A 16,426-nucleotide genomic window follows, 5' to 3' on the forward strand; every position below is an offset into this window, starting at 1 on the left:
AGTTATTCTATTACTTAAAAAATATAATATAGGAAAATTGTATGGTAAATAAAGATGAAAAATAATTTTAAAAATTATGTTAGTTTAAGGAGTAAGATTATAATTATATCAGTTGTATTTCTGTTAATTCTATTAATTGTATCTTATATATTTGGTAAATTAGTTTATGATAGTTCAGTTGGTTCAGAACAACTAATAAAAAAAGAAGATGTGATAAAAGTATTTTCTGAGAGAAAAGATAAACCACTAGAGAAATTAAAAAACTATAAGACAGATGAATTAATGATACAGAGTTCTAATAATTACAAACTTGAAAGTATTTTTATAACTTCAAATATAAAGACAAAAGATACTATTATACTTGTTCATGGAATAGGAAGTTGTCACTATGAAATGCTAAAGGTAGCATATGGATACTTAGATAAAGGTTATAATGTATTAATCTACAATCAAAGAAATACTGGTAATAGTGGAGGCGATAATTATACATTTGGACTTTATGAAAGGTATGATTTAGATAGTTTAGTTAAATTTGTAAAAAATAAATTTCCAGAGGGAAGACTAGGAATACATGGGTTTTCTATGGGGGCAGGAACAGCTGCTATGCATACAGAGATAAACCTTAGAAATAGAGAAGTTGATTTTTATATACTGGATTCTCCTTATTCTGAAATGAGAGAAGCGATTAGAATGGGGGTAATAGAAAAGCGCATACCAAAGGTATTAGTCAACTATGTAATAACATGTGGAGATTTATATAATAAGTTCAAATCTGGATTTTGGTACAGTGATGTAAGACCAGATGAGGCAGTTAAAAAGTCTAATGCTCCTATACTATTTATACATGGAACAAATGATAATGTCTGTGATTATCAAAACAGCCAAAAAATGTATAATTTAGTTAAACACGATAAAAAAGAGATATGGCTTATAGAAGGTGTTGGTCATGTTGATGGATATGAGCATGATAAAACGGTATATTTCAATAAAATCTTTAAATTTATAGATAGTAATGTTGTTAATGATAAAAATTAGTTGTATATTAATAGCTTATTTATTTTGGTATTTAGCAAAAATAGATAAGCTATTTTTATGTTTAAATATAAATAATATTTAGTAATGTGAATTAATTTCTAGTAAAAATGAAAATAACTACCAATTAAATTCATTTATACCTCAAATGAAAGAGTTAGTATTATATTACAATAAAATCTAAAGAAAAGAGAGGTAATATATATGAAAAACAAAAATAATAAAGAAATGTTGAATATGAAGGTATTAAGAGTTTTAGGATTACTATTAATACTTTTTGATTATACAGGAGATACTTTAAATTTTTATAATTTCTTTGCTAAACCGTTGGTATCGGGGAGTTTATATCAGGTAGGGGGTGCTGATTATATTGTATTTTTATTATTTATTGTAGAATGTATATACCTAGTTGGAAGATATATCTTAAAAGTTAAAATAAATTGGTGTAAAGTTACTGAAAATGAAAAGGATACCTTTATAAATAGCTTATTAGTTGAAAAAATACAAGAAGAAAGCAACATTGTATATAATGTATTAAATTCATACATATTGCCACATATATATAACCAAGGAAGAGTGTTGCTTGTTAGAGTACATCATATGTTAATCTATGTTAAGGAAAAGTACTATTATGTAAATATCTATTAATATAATAGTACTATAAAATTTACTATATTGAAATTTGTATTAGGTGTTAAAATAAATAAGGTGAATATTTTCAAAAATACACCAAAATCGCAATTTATTTTGTCCTCGAGTTATAAATTTTGCAAAAAATTATAAATCTTATAAAATAGATTGCGATTTTAATTCTATACTTCTGCTATGATTTTACCTGTATCAGTTAAATCATATCCACCAAGACCTTGAAGTTCAGCCTTAAACTCAGCTAAGTTTATTATGTTAATTATAGTTTGGTAGACTGGATTTTGTAAGTCTTCTTTTTTAATAACTAAATCATAACGTTCCTTGTGAAGAGGAATAAAGTCAATATTATTTACTTGTAACGCTGCTTTTTCATTCCCTAAACCAACATCAGCTATTCCACGAGAAACAGTACTTGCAACTCCAAGATGTGATAATTCTTCATTGTCATAACCCTTTATATGGTTACCATTAAAATTTAGAAGTCTAAGCTTACCATCAAGTAGAACCCTAGTACCAGCCCCCTTTTCTCTGTTGACAAGAGTTATGTTTGGTCTAGTTAAATCCTCCCAAGTTTTTATTTCTTTAGGATTGCCTTTAGCAACATAAAAACCTTGCATTCTATAAGCCAAATTTATAAGTACACATGGGATTCCTGGTAATAGTTTTTTAACAAAAGTGCTATTATATTCATCTGTTTCAAAATCCCATAGATGAGATGATGCTATAGAAACTCTACCATTATATAATTCATATAAAGCATTATAACTACCTATATAAGAGCGAAATGTATTTACTCCATCTAATTTTTTTTCAACAGACCTAGCTAAAATATCTAATATTACATCTTGACCAGAAATAATAACTTTAAAATTATTATTTATAGACATATTTTTATTGTTAAAATGTGTATCTTTTATTTTACCAGTCTTTTGACTGTTGATATATTCTTCAACATCTTTAATATCAACTCTTATTTTTTTTCCTACTTTATAAGAAGGAAGTTCACCTCTTTTGATTAATTCATATACAGTATTTTTTGTTATCTTTAATAATTCAGCTACCTCAACAGGCGTCAAAGATGATAATGAGTCCATAATACACCTCCATATAAGGTTATTTTAACATTAAAAAAAGAAAAATGTAGGAAAATATTTAAAAGTAATATAAATAATTTACTTGAAAATTTATTAGTAGGTATATATAATTAAGTTATACGTAACAAAACATGATAAAACATGATAAAACATATTAAAATGTGTATTAAATTTACAAAAAGGGAGATTGGTATGAAAAAAATATTGGGAATATTAGGGCTAGTTGCATGTTTAACTTTGGGGACAGTTGGATGCAATAGTAATGAAAGCAAGAAAGATGATGAAAGACAAGAAAAAACAAATAAAAGTAGTGATGCAGTAGAGTTAAACATATCGGCTGCTGCAAGTTTAAAAGAAGCAATGGCAAAGCTTGAAGAAGAATACAAAAAAGTTGATTCAAATGTAAAACTTACAGTTAATTATGGAGCATCAGGTTCATTACAACAACAGATAGAACAAGGAGCACCATGTGATTTATTCATTTCAGCAGGTCAAAAACAAATGAAAGCTTTGGATGAAGAAAAGCTACTGGTTTCTGATACTATGAAAGACTTAGTAAAAAATGATTTAGTTCTTATTTCTTCTACTGATAGTGATGTGTCTAGTATGAAAGATTTGACATCGGATAAAGTAAAGAAAATTGCTGTTGGTGAAGCTGAAAGTGTTCCAGCAGGGAAATATGCAGATGAAGTATTAACTAATTTAGATTTAAAAGATAAATTAAAAGACAAGTTAGTATTTGCAAAGGATGTAAAAGAAGTTCTAGCATGGGTGCAATCAGGAAATGCTGATGTTGGATTCGTTTACTTTAGTGATACTGTTAATAATGATAAGATAAAAGTGGTTGAAAAAACAGATGAAAAAACTCATTCACCTATTACATATCCAGTTTCAGTAATTAAAGCTAGTAAAAATGTAGATGCTGCTAAGAAATTTGAAGAGTTTTTGTTAAGTGATGCAGGTCAAAAGATTTTTGAAGAATTTGGGTACAAAAAAGTAGAATAAGTTTACAAATAAGTTATGTATATTTAAGTATAAATTATATATAAATAAATGAAAATTGAAAATAATTGTATATTATAATAAAATGGAAATAGTGAAATTAATAGACATATTAATTTCACTATTTCCATTTAAGATTAAGGAGGGAAAGATGGGAACAGATTGGTCACCTTTATGGATATCACTTAAGACATCTTTTTTGTCAACAGTGATAACTTTTATAATAGGAATATTTGTGTCATATATTATGGCTAACTATAGAGGTAAATGGAAAGGTCTTATAGATGGGGTATTTACACTTCCATTAATTTTGCCACCAACAGTTGTAGGATTCTTTTTATTATTGTTATGTGGTAAAAATGGGTTTGTAGGTAAGTTTTTATTAAACTTTGATAAGACCTTGATATTTAGTTGGACAGCAACTGTAATTTCAGCAGTAGTGGTGTCTTTTCCTATGATGTATAGAACTTCAAGGTCGGCATTTGAGCAGATTGACAATAATATGTTGTCAGCTGCTAGGACGTTAGGTCTTAATGAATGGAACATATTTTTTAAGATTGCAGTTCCATTAGCATGGCCTGGAATAATTGGTGGATTAGTGCTGTCATTTGCTAGAGCTCTTGGAGAATTTGGTGCTACACTTATGATAGCTGGAAATATACCTGGAAAAACTCAAACTATGCCAATAGCTATATTTTTTGCAGTTGAGGGCGGAGATATGAATAAGGCTATGATGTGGGTTATGATTATTGTAGCAATATCCATAGCGATGATTTTATTATTAAATTATTGGTCTGAATTTCAGCAGAAAATTATAGGAAAGAGGTGTAGATAATTGAGCTTATATGTAGATATTGAAAAAGATTTATCCTCTTTTAAATTAAAGGTAAAAATTGAACAAGAAAAAGGAATTTTAGGTTTTCTAGGAGAATCTGGTTCTGGAAAAAGTATGACATTAAAATGTATAGCAGGGCTTGAGAAACCAACAAAAGGTAAGATTGTATTAAACGATATAGTATTGTTTGATTCTGAAAAAAAGATAAATTTGTCAACACAAGAGAGAAAAGTCGGCTTTCTATTTCAAAACTATGCTTTATTTCCACATATGACTGTAAGCCAAAATATTGAGCTTGGGCTTTTAAAACTGAGTAAGAGTGAAAAAAAAGAAATAGTAGAAAGATACCTGGACATACTTAAATTAAATGGATTTGAGGGGAGATATCCTTGGCAATTATCTGGTGGTCAACAACAAAGAGTGGCACTAGCTAGAGCATTAGCTACATCTCCAAATATATTACTTCTAGATGAGCCTTTTTCAGCACTAGACCATCATTTAAGAAGTAACATGGAAAAAGAACTTATGAATATGCTAAAAGACTACAAAGGAGATATATTATTTGTTACTCATGATATTGAGGAAGCTTATAGAGTTTGTGATGATATTATGGTATATAACAAAGGAGAAGGTCTTCCCAAAAGACCTAAAAAAGAATTGTTTGAATCTCCAAAGTATCTTATGGAAGCAAAGATAACAGGATGTAAAAATATATCTAAATTAAATAGGATAGATAAAAATACTGTTTATGCTACAGATTGGGGATGTGAGTTGACATTAAATAGAGTAATAGGTGATAATATAGAATATGTGGGAATCAGAGAGCATCATATTAATGTCTTGGATTCTAATGAAGATTTAAGTGGAAAGCTATGTTTTGAATTGATTAACATTATAGAAAATCCATTTACATATACTATATACGTTAGAAAACACGATTTATCTAACCAGTGTATGCCTATTCAAATAGAATTAGAAAAGAGTAAAATGAGATTTAAGAAGGGAGACAGCATTTATTTAGATTTTCCACAGGAATATTTATTTTGCTTTAGATACAATTATAATGAAAAGGAGTAAATTATATGACTGAAAAAGAAAAAATGTTGTCAGGGAAAGGTTACTATGCAAGTGATAAAATTCTAGTAAAAGAAAGAGAGAAATGTAAAAGATTAACTAGACTATTTAATAACACTTTAGAGGATGAATATGAGAAAAGAGAAGAAATTCTAAGCGAACTATTTGGTTCAGTAGGTAGTAAAATAAATGTAGAACAAAATATAAGATGTGATTATGGATATAACATCCATGTAGGTGAAAATTTTTTTGCAAATTATGATTGTATATTCTTAGATGTATGTAAAATAGAAATCGGTGATAATGTAATGCTAGCACCAAATGTTCAAATCTATACAGCCTATCATCCAATGGATGCACAACTTAGAAATTCTGGTATAGAGTATGGTTCTCCTGTGAAAATAGGTAATAATGTATGGATAGGTGGTGGAGTAATCATAACTCCAGGTATTACTATAGGTGATAATGTAGTAATAGGTGCAGGAAGTGTAGTGACAAAAGATATTCCATCAGATACTGTGGCTGTTGGAAATCCATGCAGAGTAATAAAGAAAATAGAGGAATAAATATTGATTATATAAATCTTGTAAAAATGAAGTCTATAAAAAGAAAGCTTATAAAAATAAATTAAGAGTGTTTACACATAATTTTAAATAGAAAATATATTAAAGTAAAAATATATGCCTGTTTCTTGGTTTAAAAAACTTATAGAAACAGGCATAGTAATTATAGAGAAAATATATTTAATTTTATATCGTTCAAACTAGAGTAGTCAAATTATTTATTTTCAGTCTTAACGTAAACTATATTATTGTCAGAAGGTTTATCTATAGAAAGTGCTTTTAATGTATCTTCATTAATAATTAAATTAGTTTCATCTAAACTTGTTATAGGCATATCTGAAACTTTAGATTCTCCTTTTAGCACTTTAACAGCCATCTCACCAGTTTTATATCCCAATTTTTCGTAATTTATACCTTGGCAAGCCAACGCTCCTCCTTTTACCATTCCTTCCTCTGCTGCTATTATAGGGACTTTATTTTTAGTAGCAAGTTGAGATACTATAGGCATGGAAGAAGCAAGTAAATTGTCTGTAGGAGCATAAATAACATCAACATTTCCCATTAAACTAGAAGCTGCTTGATTTATTTCACTAGAAGAACTAATTCCCTTTTCAACAATCTTAAGTCCTTTTTTATCAGCATATTTTTTTAGATTATCAACTTGAACTTTAGAATTTACTTCACTAGTATTATATATGACACCTATAGTTTTCGCCTTTGGAACGAGTACATCAAGAGCTTCCATACTTTTTTCAATTGGTGTAAAGTTAGAAGTTCCCGAAACATTTTTACCTGGCTTATCTAAAGAATCTGCAAACCCAGCAGAAACAGGGTCAGTTACAGCAGTGATAAGTATAGGTATATCTTTAGTTGCATTATATGCAGCTTGAGCAGATGGTGTAGATATAGCAAATATCAAGTCTTTTTTATCAGAGACGAATTTACTTGCTATAGTCTGTGTAGTAGGCATATCATTTTGTGCATTTTGGTAATCTATTTCTATATTTTTACCATCCTTAAATCCATTATCTTCTAAAGCTTTAACAAAGCCTTCTTTGGATGCATCTAAAGCTTGGTGTTCAACTAATTGTGTAATACCAATTTTTTTTATATCATTGTTTTTGCTGGATGATTCATCTGAATCACCTTCATTATTCTTAGAGCAACCTGTAATGGTAGATATACTAAGAACACCAATCAAAGTTAGATTTATTAGTTTACTTCGTTTCATTTTGACCACTCCCTCAAAAAATCTATTATATCTATTCTTGCTTAGTTTTTACATAAGAAATATTATCATTAGAAGGTTTTTCCATGCCTAAAGCTTTTAATATATCTTCATTAACTATGATATCCGTATCATCCAATGTAGCTACAGGCATATCAGAAACAGATTCTCCATTTAAAATTTTAACAGCCATTTCACCTGTTTTGTAACCTAATTTTTCATAGTTGATACCTTGACAAGCAAGAGCACCTTTTTCGACTGGTCCAGATTCAGCAGCTATAACAGGAATTTTATTTTCAGTAGCTATTTTAGAAACTATAGGCATAGAAGAAGCTACTAAGTTATCTGTAGGAACATATAAGACATCTATTTTACCAACTAAACTAGAAATTCCTTGGTTGACTTCATTTGAAGTAGTTACACCCTTTTCAACAACTTTAAAACCATTTTTAGATGCATATTCTTTTAAGGCATCTACTTGAACTTTTGAATTAACCTCACTAGTATTGTACATAACTCCTATAGTTTTTGCATTAGGAGCAAATATTTTAAGAAGTTCTAAGCCTTTGTCTACAGAAACAAAATCTGATGTCCCAGATACATTTCCACCTGGTTTTTCAAGTGTTTTAACTAATCCAGCAGCAACAGGGTCGCTTACAGCAGTCATAAGTATAGGTATATCTTTAGTAGCATTGAAAGCTGCCTGAGCTGATGGAGTAGATATAGCAAATATTAAATCTTTCTTGTCAGATGCAAATTTACTTGCAATACTTTGTGTAGTGGGCATATCATTTTGAGCATTTTGGAAGTCTATATCAATATTTTCTCCATCTTTAAATCCATTCTTTTCTAATGCTTTTACAAATCCTGCTTTGGTAGCATCTAATGCTGGATGTTCAACCAATTGAGTTATTCCAATTTTTTTAACTTCTTTATTTTTAGAAGTACTTTCTTGTTTTGAATTACCAGAATCTCCACCTTGTGAACATCCTGTAAGCATAGATACACTAAGTGCACCAGCTAAAACTAAACTTGCCAATCTTTTTTTATTAATCATTTTTATATCCCCCTCAAGAATTTTGTTGTTATATATGTTCATATATTCATATGAATTGTTGTAAAATTAGCATAATTATTATATTTTTTAGTTTATTTTTAGAAATAAACTAAACTTAAATTAGTATAATAGATATATTTTAAACTGCATATTCAAATTTTTCTAAGATTTCTTCAACTGTTAATTGCTCTTTTTCTTTACCCTTTACATCTAAGACAACTTCACCTTTATGAAGCATTATTAGCCTATCACCATATTGAAGAGCGTGTTTTAAGTTGTGAGTAACCATAAGTGTAGTTATATTTTTTTCTCTTACAATTTTATTAGTCAACTCAATAACTTCATTTGATGTTTTAGGGTCAAGTGCTGCTGTATGTTCATCAAGTAATAAGACAGAAGGATTTGTCAAGCATGACATAATTAGTGATAGTGATTGTCTTTGACCTCCTGATAAAAACTGTACTTGAACATCAAGATATTTTTTTAAATCAAGAGATACTCCTTCTAATAAGTTTTCTAAGAAATCTCTTTTGTAACGAAGACATTTTCTTAAGTTTAATAATTTTCCCTTATTAAGAGCTAGAGAGAGGTTTTCTCTAACTGTCATAGAAGGACAAGTTCCTAGACTTGGGTCTTGGAAAACCCTACTTACTATTTGAGTTCTTCTATGTTCAGCTAAGTTAGATAAATTATGTTTATTTAATAATACTTGCCCAGAAGATTCTTTTATAAGTCCAGATATTATGTTTAGTAAAGTAGATTTACCAGTTCCATTACTGCCTATTATACTTACAAATTCGCCATCTTCTATATCAATTGATAAATTCTCAAATATAGTATTAGGTTGACCGTATGGATTAGGGAAACTTTTTGAAAGATTTTTAATTTGTAACATCTATAACACCTCTTTTTTCGGATTTATTTTTGGTACTAGCTTTGTGGTTGTTTTTTTTTAGTGAAATATTTAAGTTACCAGTAGCTAAGAAAGCTATTATAACTATAGCAGTTATCAGTTTTAAGTCGGTTGATAACATTCCTAAACTCATTGCAAAGTATATAGTGAATTGGTATATAAAAGAGCCAACGATTATTGCAGTAGTATCTTTAATAAAAGTGAATTTCTTAAATAATGTAATACCAATTATGATAGATGCAATTCCAAGAACTAAAGTTCCTATACCCATATTTACATCTGAGAATCCTAAGAACTGAGCCATAAGGCTACCAGATAAAGCTATAAGTCCATTTGAAATCATAAGTCCTAGTATCTTTATAGAGCCGATATTTATACCCAAAGATTTAATCATTTGAGAGTTATCGCCAACACCTTTTAAAGTGTATCCAAGACCTGTCTTTAAGAATAAGTCTAAGAAGACTTTACAGATAAATACAAACACCAAGGCTAAAACTATAGGCGATACTTCTCCATTGAATAAGTGCTTGAAACTAAATAGAGGGATATTTGATTTTCCCATTATTCTTAAATTGATAGAGTATAGCATCCCCATAACCAAAATACCAGAAAGCAAATTAGAAATCTTAAACTTAATGTGAAGAATTCCAGTAACAAGACCAGCAGTGCAACCGCATAAGATAGCCATTAGTGTTGCCACTACAGGGGAAATACCATTAGTAAGAGAAAATGCTACGATAGAAGCACCCATTGTGTAGCTACCATCAGCAGACATATCTGGAAAATCTAAGATTTTGTAAGTTATATAAACCCCCAGTGCCATAATCGATAAAATTAAACTTTGCGCCATTACAGATATAATACCTGACATAAATAAAACACTCCTTTGAAAATATTTTTATAATTTTAATTATTTGCTAATTTTGTGTATAAAAAAACCACATAGTATACAAAACTATGTGGTGAAAAACACGAATAAGCCACATAGTTTAATCTATGTGGCTCTTATATAGTTAAATGAAAACTCTATAAACAATATAGCCAACATAGATACAATCCCAAAATGTTAATAGTCTTAAGGGGCCTGTATCTATGTTAAAACGTAGGTACAAACCCTAAAAATAGTGGCTATAATAATAATATTTTTTATTGTTTAATAAAGTATTCATAATTATCTCTCCCTTTTAATATTTTAATTAGTCAGAAAATTATATGTATTCTCGACTTGTTATAAATTATAAATTATACAATAATAAAAGTCAACTGCTAAATTTAATTAAAATACTAAATAATGTATGCTTAGATAACTTTTAAATTAATGTAGTAATTGAAAGAAACGTTATCCTAGCTTTGGATTAATGTGGAAAATTTGTGAAAATATTTACTAAGCATAGAGTCTATATGTATATACATCCATACAATTTTATAAAAAAAAGCTGTCTAAAGAATATTAAAATTCTTTTGGACAGCTCAAGTTGTGATTAGAAAGTTATGTAACTTTCATAATCAGTCGTCAATATAGACGACTTTTATGGAAAATGAATAACTTTATATGCAATACTTAAATTGCTAAAATAAGCACAATTTTCAAAGGGTTAGGGTGGATAAGAGTACTTATTATATAAAGTTTTCATATTACCTACTTTGTTGAAATTAATAAGTGTTATTCTGCAGATTTTGTATTTTCATCTGACTTTATATACTTTATATTATCTGCTGATAACTTTTGCATGTCAAGTGCTTTTAGTGTATCTTCATTAATTATTATTTCAGTTTCATCTAACATAGTAACTGGTATATCACCAACAGATTTTCCTTCTAACACTTCAATAGCAAGTTCTCCAGCTTTGTAGCCTAGCTTTTCATAGTCTATTCCACAACAAGCTAAAGCACCAGAAGATACAGAGCCTTCTTCAGAAGCTATTATAGGAATTTTGTTTTCATTAGCAACTTTAGAAACTATTGGCATAGAAGAAACTATTAAATTGTCAGTAGGAACATATAAAACATCTATCTTGCCAACTAGGCTAGAAATAGCTTGATTGACTTCACTTGAAGAGCTAATTCCTTTTTCGACAACTTCATAATTATTTTTCTTAGCATAATCATGTAGAGAATCAACTTGAGTTTTTGAATTAACTTCACTAGTATTGTATATAACACCTATTTTTTTTGCTTTTGGAGCTAGTGTTTTAACTAATTCCAATGTTTTATCAATTGAAAGATAGTCTGATGTACCAGAAACATTTCCACCTGGTTTTTCAATAGATTTAACAAGCCCAGCTTCTACAGGGTCTGTAACAGCAGTCATGATTATAGGTATATCTTTAGTAGCATTATAAGCTGCTTGAGCAGATGGAGTAGATATAGCGTATATCAAATCTTTTTTATCAGATACGAATTTACTTGCAATACTTTGTGTAGTAGGCATATCATTTTGTGCATTTTGGAAGTCTATTTTTATATTATCTCCATCCTTATAGCCTTTGTCTTCAAGTGCTTTTATGAATCCTTTCTTTGCCTTATCTAGAGATGGATGTTCTACTAATTGAGTGATACCTATATTTTTTTGTTTATTGCTATCTGTTTTGCTCTTTTCATTAGAGGCACTAGAGTCACCATTTTGAGAACATCCAGTAAGCATTGATACACCAAGTACTCCTGCTATAATTAAACTTAATATTTTTTTACTTTTTATCATTTTATTTTCCTCCCTCAAAATTTAAATAATTATATTTGTTCATATATTCATATAAAAGATTATAAGTATACTTGCTTAAGACTAAGTTTCTTATTTCTTAAACTGCATATTCGAATTTTTCTAAGATTTCTTCAACTGTTAATTGTTCTTTTTCCTTATCTCTTACATCTAAGACAACTTCACCTTTATGAAGCATTATCAACCTATCACCATATTGAAGAGCATGTTTTAAGTTGTGAGTAACCATAAGTGTAGTTATATTTTTTTCTCTTACTATTTTGTCTGTTAACCCAATAACTTCATTTGATGTTTTAGGGTCAAGTGCTGCTGTATGCTCATCTAGCAAGAGAACTTTAGGACTTGATAAACTAGACATAATTAATGATAGTGATTGTCTTTGACCTCCTGAAAGATATTGTACTTTTATATCTAAGTATTTTTTTAAGTCTAAAGAAATTCCTTCAAGTAAATGTTCTAAGTCATTCGTTTTATGACGAAGACATCTTTTTAGGTTCAATAATTTCCCTTTATTAAGAGCTAAAGATAAGTTTTCTCTAACTGTCATAGAAGGACAAGTTCCAAGGCTTGGGTCTTGAAAAACTCTACTTACTATCTGAGTCCTTTTGTATTCGGCTAAATTTGTTATAGTATTATTGTCTAAAGTAATTTCACCAGAAGATTCTTTTATAAGCCCAGATATTATATTTAATAAAGTAGATTTACCAGTTCCATTACTGCCTATGATACTTACAAATTCACCATCTTCTATATCAATTGATAAATTCTCAAATATAGTATTAGGTTGACCGTATGGATTAGGGAAACTTTTTGAAAGATTTTTAATTTGTAACATCTATAACACCTCTTTTTTCGGATTTATTTTTGGTACTAGTTTTGTGGTTGTTTTTTTTTAGTGAAATATTTAAGTTACCAGTAGCTAAGAAAGCTATTATAACTATAGCAGTTATTAGTTTTAAGTCGGTTGATAACATTCCTAAACTCATTGCAAAGTATATAGTGAATTGGTATATAAAAGAGCCAACGATTATTGCAGTAGTATCTTTAATAAAAGTGAATTTCTTAAATAAAGTAATACCAATTATGATAGATGCAATTCCAAGAACTAAAGTTCCTATACCCATATTTACATCTGAGAATCCTAAGAACTGAGCCATAAGGCTACCAGATAAAGCTATAAGTCCATTTGAAATCATAAGTCCTAGTATCTTTATAGAACCGATATTTATACCCAAAGATTTAATCATTTGAGAGTTATCACCAACACCTTTTAAAGTGTATCCAAGACCTGTCTTTAAGAATAAGTCTAAGAAGACTTTACAGATAAAAACGAATACTAAGGCTAAAACTATAGGAGATACTTCTCCATTGAATAAGTGCTTGAAACTAAATAGAGGGATATTTGATTTTCCCATTATTCTTAAATTGATAGAGTATAGCATCCCCATAACTAAAATACCAGAAAGCAAGTTAGAAATCTTAAACTTAATGTGAAGAATTCCAGTAACAAGACCAGCAGTGCAACCACATAATATAGCCATTAGTGTTGCCACTACAGGGGAAATACCATTAGTAAGAGAAAATGCTACGATAGAAGCACCCATTGTGTAGCTACCATCGGCAGACATATCTGGAAAATCTAAGATTTTGTAAGTTATATAAACCCCCAGTGCCATGATTGATAAAATTAAACTTTGCGTCATTACAGATATAATACCTGACATAAATAAAACACCCCTTTGAAAAATATTTTTAAATAATTTTTTAAATTTAATTTTAAAATTGAATTTTGGTATAAAAAAACCACACAGTACATATAACTGTATGGCAAAAACACGAATGAGCCACACAGTATAATCCATGTGGCTCTATATTATGATGATAAAATAAAAACTTTAACAACAATTACTATAGCCAACACAGATACAATCCTTAAAAATCATAATCCTAAGGGGTTTGTATCTATGTCATGACAATTTGTCTTAACTTAGCTACAAACCCTAACTAAATTGGCTATTAAAAAATCGTACTTGTTTGTTTAATAAAGTCTTCATGTTTATCTCTCCTTTTAATTTAATAATTTTGAAAATTTTGTTTTCTATTTTGTATAGTAATTAGTTTAATACAGTAAAAAATAAAAGTCAACTATAAATTTTGAAAAATTGTTAAATTATCAGAAAATTTGATTTAAATAAAAAAATTTTTATGTGTGGAATATAGTAATATTCTTGATTACTATTTTCTAAATAAAAATAAAAAATATCAATAAGCAATAAAAGATTATAAAAAGTAAAAAATCTTTAGATGATTAGTTCAAATAGGCTTTAAACCAACATAATAACTCAAATTATGTGATATAATAAAATTAAATAATTATTTTAATTCAAAATTTTTTGTTATTTTAAATTGCTTTAAAATTTTAGCTTTAGTAATTTTATTATGACATTTATGATATTAAAAAGACTTCAATAGATATTTATCTGTGGATATTTAAGAAGTCTTTAACTTTATAGGAGTGATGATTTATGCTGATAGGTACATCTAATTTAAGTAAAAATGTTGATGCTGCATGTGTGGAAGAGTTGGGAATTCCAATGGTTGTATTAATGGAAAACGCTGTGATGTCTGCAATGAAAAATATGGATATAGATATATATAATAGTTATGTTGTTGTATGTGGTGTTGGAAATAATGGCGGAGATGGTCTTGGAATAGCAAGACATTTAAATACAAAAGGAAAAGATATAGAAGTATTTTTAGTTGGTAATCTTGAAAAACTAAGTGAATGTTCTAAAATAAACTACAACATACTTTTAAATATGGGAATTAATATTATAAATATTAATAAAAATGATTTAAATGAAAAAGAAGCTGGAAATACAAATGAAAAAGAAGTTGATAAAATTATTAAGGTTGAGAAAGAAAATATTATAAAAAATAAAAATTTAACAATATTTAAAAATACAATATCTAAAAGTGATGTTGTAGTAGATGCTATATTTGGGATTGGATTAAAACGAGATATAACTGGTATTTTTAAAGAAGTAATTGATATAGTAAATGATAACAGTAAAAATACATATTCTATAGATATTCCATCTGGTATAGATAGTGATAAAGGATATGTATTAGGAACTTGTATTAAAGCAAATAAGACAATTAGTTTTGAGTTTTATAAGAGAGGTTTTTTAAACTATGATACTAGTTCACTTATAGGTGATGTAATTGTAGAAAAAATCGGCGTTCCAGATTTTATTACAAGAAAATACCATGAAGATGAGTTCATAACTGATGAGAATTTTGTGAAAAATAGTATTAGAAGAAGAGATATACATGGCTTTAAAAGCGATTTTGGAAAAGTATCTATAGTTGCAGGTTCAAAAGGATTTTATGGTGCAAGTTTTATAGCAACTGAATCTGCTGTTAAGAGTGGAAGTGGACTTGTAACGTTAATTAGTGAAGAAGATGTACAAAACAAGGCATCTATTAGGCTTACAGAAGCAATGACTGCAAATTTTGAAGAAGAAAGATTAGATAAACTATTGAGTTCTAGTGATGCAATTGGTTTTGGTCCGGGAATGGGAGATAATAATCAAACATTTGATAAATTACTCAAAATAGTAGAAAATTCTAATTGCCCAATTGTATTAGATGCTGATGGATTAAACATTATGAAAGATAGATGTTATAGCTTTTTAGAATGGAAAAATAGATTCGTGATTACACCTCATCTGGGAGAAATGGCCAGGTTGACAGGAGACTCAATTGGGTATATAAGAGAACATAGAGTAGATGTAGCAAAAGAATTTGCTCAAAAATATAATGTTGTTGTACTTTTAAAAGGATATCAAACTGTCATAACAGATGGTAAAAAAACATATATAAATCCTACAGGAAATAGCTGTATGGCAACTGGTGGGATGGGAGATTGTTTGCTTGGTATGATTACTTCATTTATAGGTCAAGGTATGGATATATTTGAAGCTACAGTTAGTGGAGCATATATACATGGCTATATAGGAGATAAATTAAGTAAAAAGATGTATACAATAAATGCCACAGATTTAATAAGTAACATTTCGTTAACAATGAAGGAGTTTTTGCTTGGATAACAAATTATATTTGATACTACTTTGTAACAACTTTAACAAAGTATGTTGATATAATACTATTAAATTAATTTAAAATTAATTTATTTTATTGATTTAGAGTTTAAATTTAGAGTTAAAAGCATTGTATAAACATAATATTTATATAGGGT

General features: G+C 28.5%; 15 protein-coding genes. 7 read left to right on the forward strand and 8 right to left on the reverse strand.

Annotated features, from left to right (window positions below; genetic code table 11):
- Positions 1-54: 54 nt before the first annotated feature.
- Complete coding sequence (locus tag ACTG48_RS04990) at positions 55-1,035, forward strand: alpha/beta hydrolase (protein WP_479918283.1); 981 nt, start codon at positions 55-57, stop codon at positions 1,033-1,035.
- Positions 1,036-1,236: 201 nt separating this feature from the next.
- Positions 1,237-1,680, forward strand: a complete 444-nt coding sequence (locus tag ACTG48_RS04995) for a hypothetical protein (RefSeq protein ID WP_021383644.1) — start codon at positions 1,237-1,239, stop codon at positions 1,678-1,680.
- A gap of 164 nt (positions 1,681-1,844) precedes the next feature.
- Here ACTG48_RS04995 and ACTG48_RS05000 read toward each other — a convergent pair whose 3' ends face one another.
- A complete protein-coding gene (locus ACTG48_RS05000) occupies positions 1,845-2,774 on the reverse strand; it encodes a substrate-binding domain-containing protein (RefSeq protein WP_479918284.1) in 930 nt (309 codons plus the stop codon).
- 192 nt (positions 2,775-2,966) lie between these two features.
- Between ACTG48_RS05000 and modA the strand changes: the two genes are divergently transcribed.
- The 4 genes from modA to ACTG48_RS05020 all read left to right on the forward strand — a co-directional run bounded on the left by modA (position 2,967) and on the right by ACTG48_RS05020 (position 6,251).
- Positions 2,967-3,779: a molybdate ABC transporter substrate-binding protein gene (gene modA / locus ACTG48_RS05005; protein ID WP_479918285.1), complete on the forward strand. Its 813-nt coding sequence runs from the start codon at positions 2,967-2,969 to the stop codon at positions 3,777-3,779.
- Positions 3,780-3,927: 148 nt separating this feature from the next.
- On the forward strand, positions 3,928-4,611 hold the full coding sequence (gene modB, locus ACTG48_RS05010) for a molybdate ABC transporter permease subunit (protein ID WP_021383675.1): 684 nt from the start codon (positions 3,928-3,930) through the stop codon (positions 4,609-4,611).
- Positions 4,612-5,688, forward strand: a complete 1,077-nt coding sequence (locus ACTG48_RS05015; RefSeq protein WP_021383641.1) for a sulfate/molybdate ABC transporter ATP-binding protein — start codon at positions 4,612-4,614, stop codon at positions 5,686-5,688.
- Positions 5,689-5,693: 5 nt separating this feature from the next.
- Entirely contained in the window at positions 5,694-6,251 is a 558-nt protein-coding gene (locus ACTG48_RS05020) for a sugar O-acetyltransferase (protein WP_479918286.1), read from the forward strand.
- 211 nt (positions 6,252-6,462) lie between these two features.
- Here the strand turns inward: ACTG48_RS05020 and ACTG48_RS05025 are convergent, their stop codons facing one another.
- From ACTG48_RS05025 to ACTG48_RS05055, 7 genes are all read right to left on the reverse strand, one after another.
- Entirely contained in the window at positions 6,463-7,479 is a 1,017-nt protein-coding gene (locus ACTG48_RS05025) for an ABC transporter substrate-binding protein (RefSeq protein ID WP_479918287.1), read from the reverse strand.
- 31 nt (positions 7,480-7,510) lie between these two features.
- Positions 7,511-8,533 carry a CD0873 family tyrosine ABC transporter substrate-binding lipoprotein gene (locus ACTG48_RS05030; protein ID WP_479918288.1) on the reverse strand — a complete coding sequence of 341 codons (1,023 nt, stop codon included), beginning with the start codon at positions 8,531-8,533 and terminating at the stop codon, positions 7,511-7,513.
- Positions 8,534-8,672: 139 nt separating this feature from the next.
- Positions 8,673-9,428, reverse strand: coding sequence for an ABC transporter ATP-binding protein (locus ACTG48_RS05035; protein WP_021383597.1), 756 nt, complete (start codon positions 9,426-9,428; stop codon positions 8,673-8,675).
- Positions 9,415-10,317, reverse strand: a complete 903-nt coding sequence (locus ACTG48_RS05040) for an ABC transporter permease (RefSeq protein WP_479918289.1) — start codon at positions 10,315-10,317, stop codon at positions 9,415-9,417. Before ACTG48_RS05040 ends, ACTG48_RS05035 begins: the two co-directional genes overlap by 14 nt.
- A 792-nt stretch (positions 10,318-11,109) precedes the next feature.
- A complete protein-coding gene (locus tag ACTG48_RS05045) occupies positions 11,110-12,147 on the reverse strand; it encodes an ABC transporter substrate-binding protein (RefSeq protein WP_479918290.1) in 1,038 nt (345 codons plus the stop codon).
- 97 nt (positions 12,148-12,244) lie between these two features.
- The gene (locus ACTG48_RS05050) at positions 12,245-13,000 is read right to left on the reverse strand and encodes an ABC transporter ATP-binding protein (RefSeq protein WP_021383681.1); all 756 of its coding nucleotides are present in this window, start codon (positions 12,998-13,000) and stop codon (positions 12,245-12,247) included.
- A complete protein-coding gene (locus ACTG48_RS05055; RefSeq protein ID WP_479918291.1) occupies positions 12,987-13,889 on the reverse strand; it encodes an ABC transporter permease in 903 nt (300 codons plus the stop codon). Before ACTG48_RS05055 ends, ACTG48_RS05050 begins: the two co-directional genes overlap by 14 nt.
- A gap of 801 nt (positions 13,890-14,690) precedes the next feature.
- On the opposite strand from ACTG48_RS05055, the gene ACTG48_RS05060 reads away from it, so the two are divergent.
- Positions 14,691-16,277 (forward strand): NAD(P)H-hydrate dehydratase, encoded by a 1,587-nt coding sequence (locus ACTG48_RS05060; RefSeq protein ID WP_479918292.1) that lies wholly within the window; start codon positions 14,691-14,693, stop codon positions 16,275-16,277.
- The last annotated feature ends 149 nt before the right edge of the window (positions 16,278-16,426 follow it).

It is taken from the genome of Clostridioides sp. LIBA-6822, assembly GCF_056688955.1.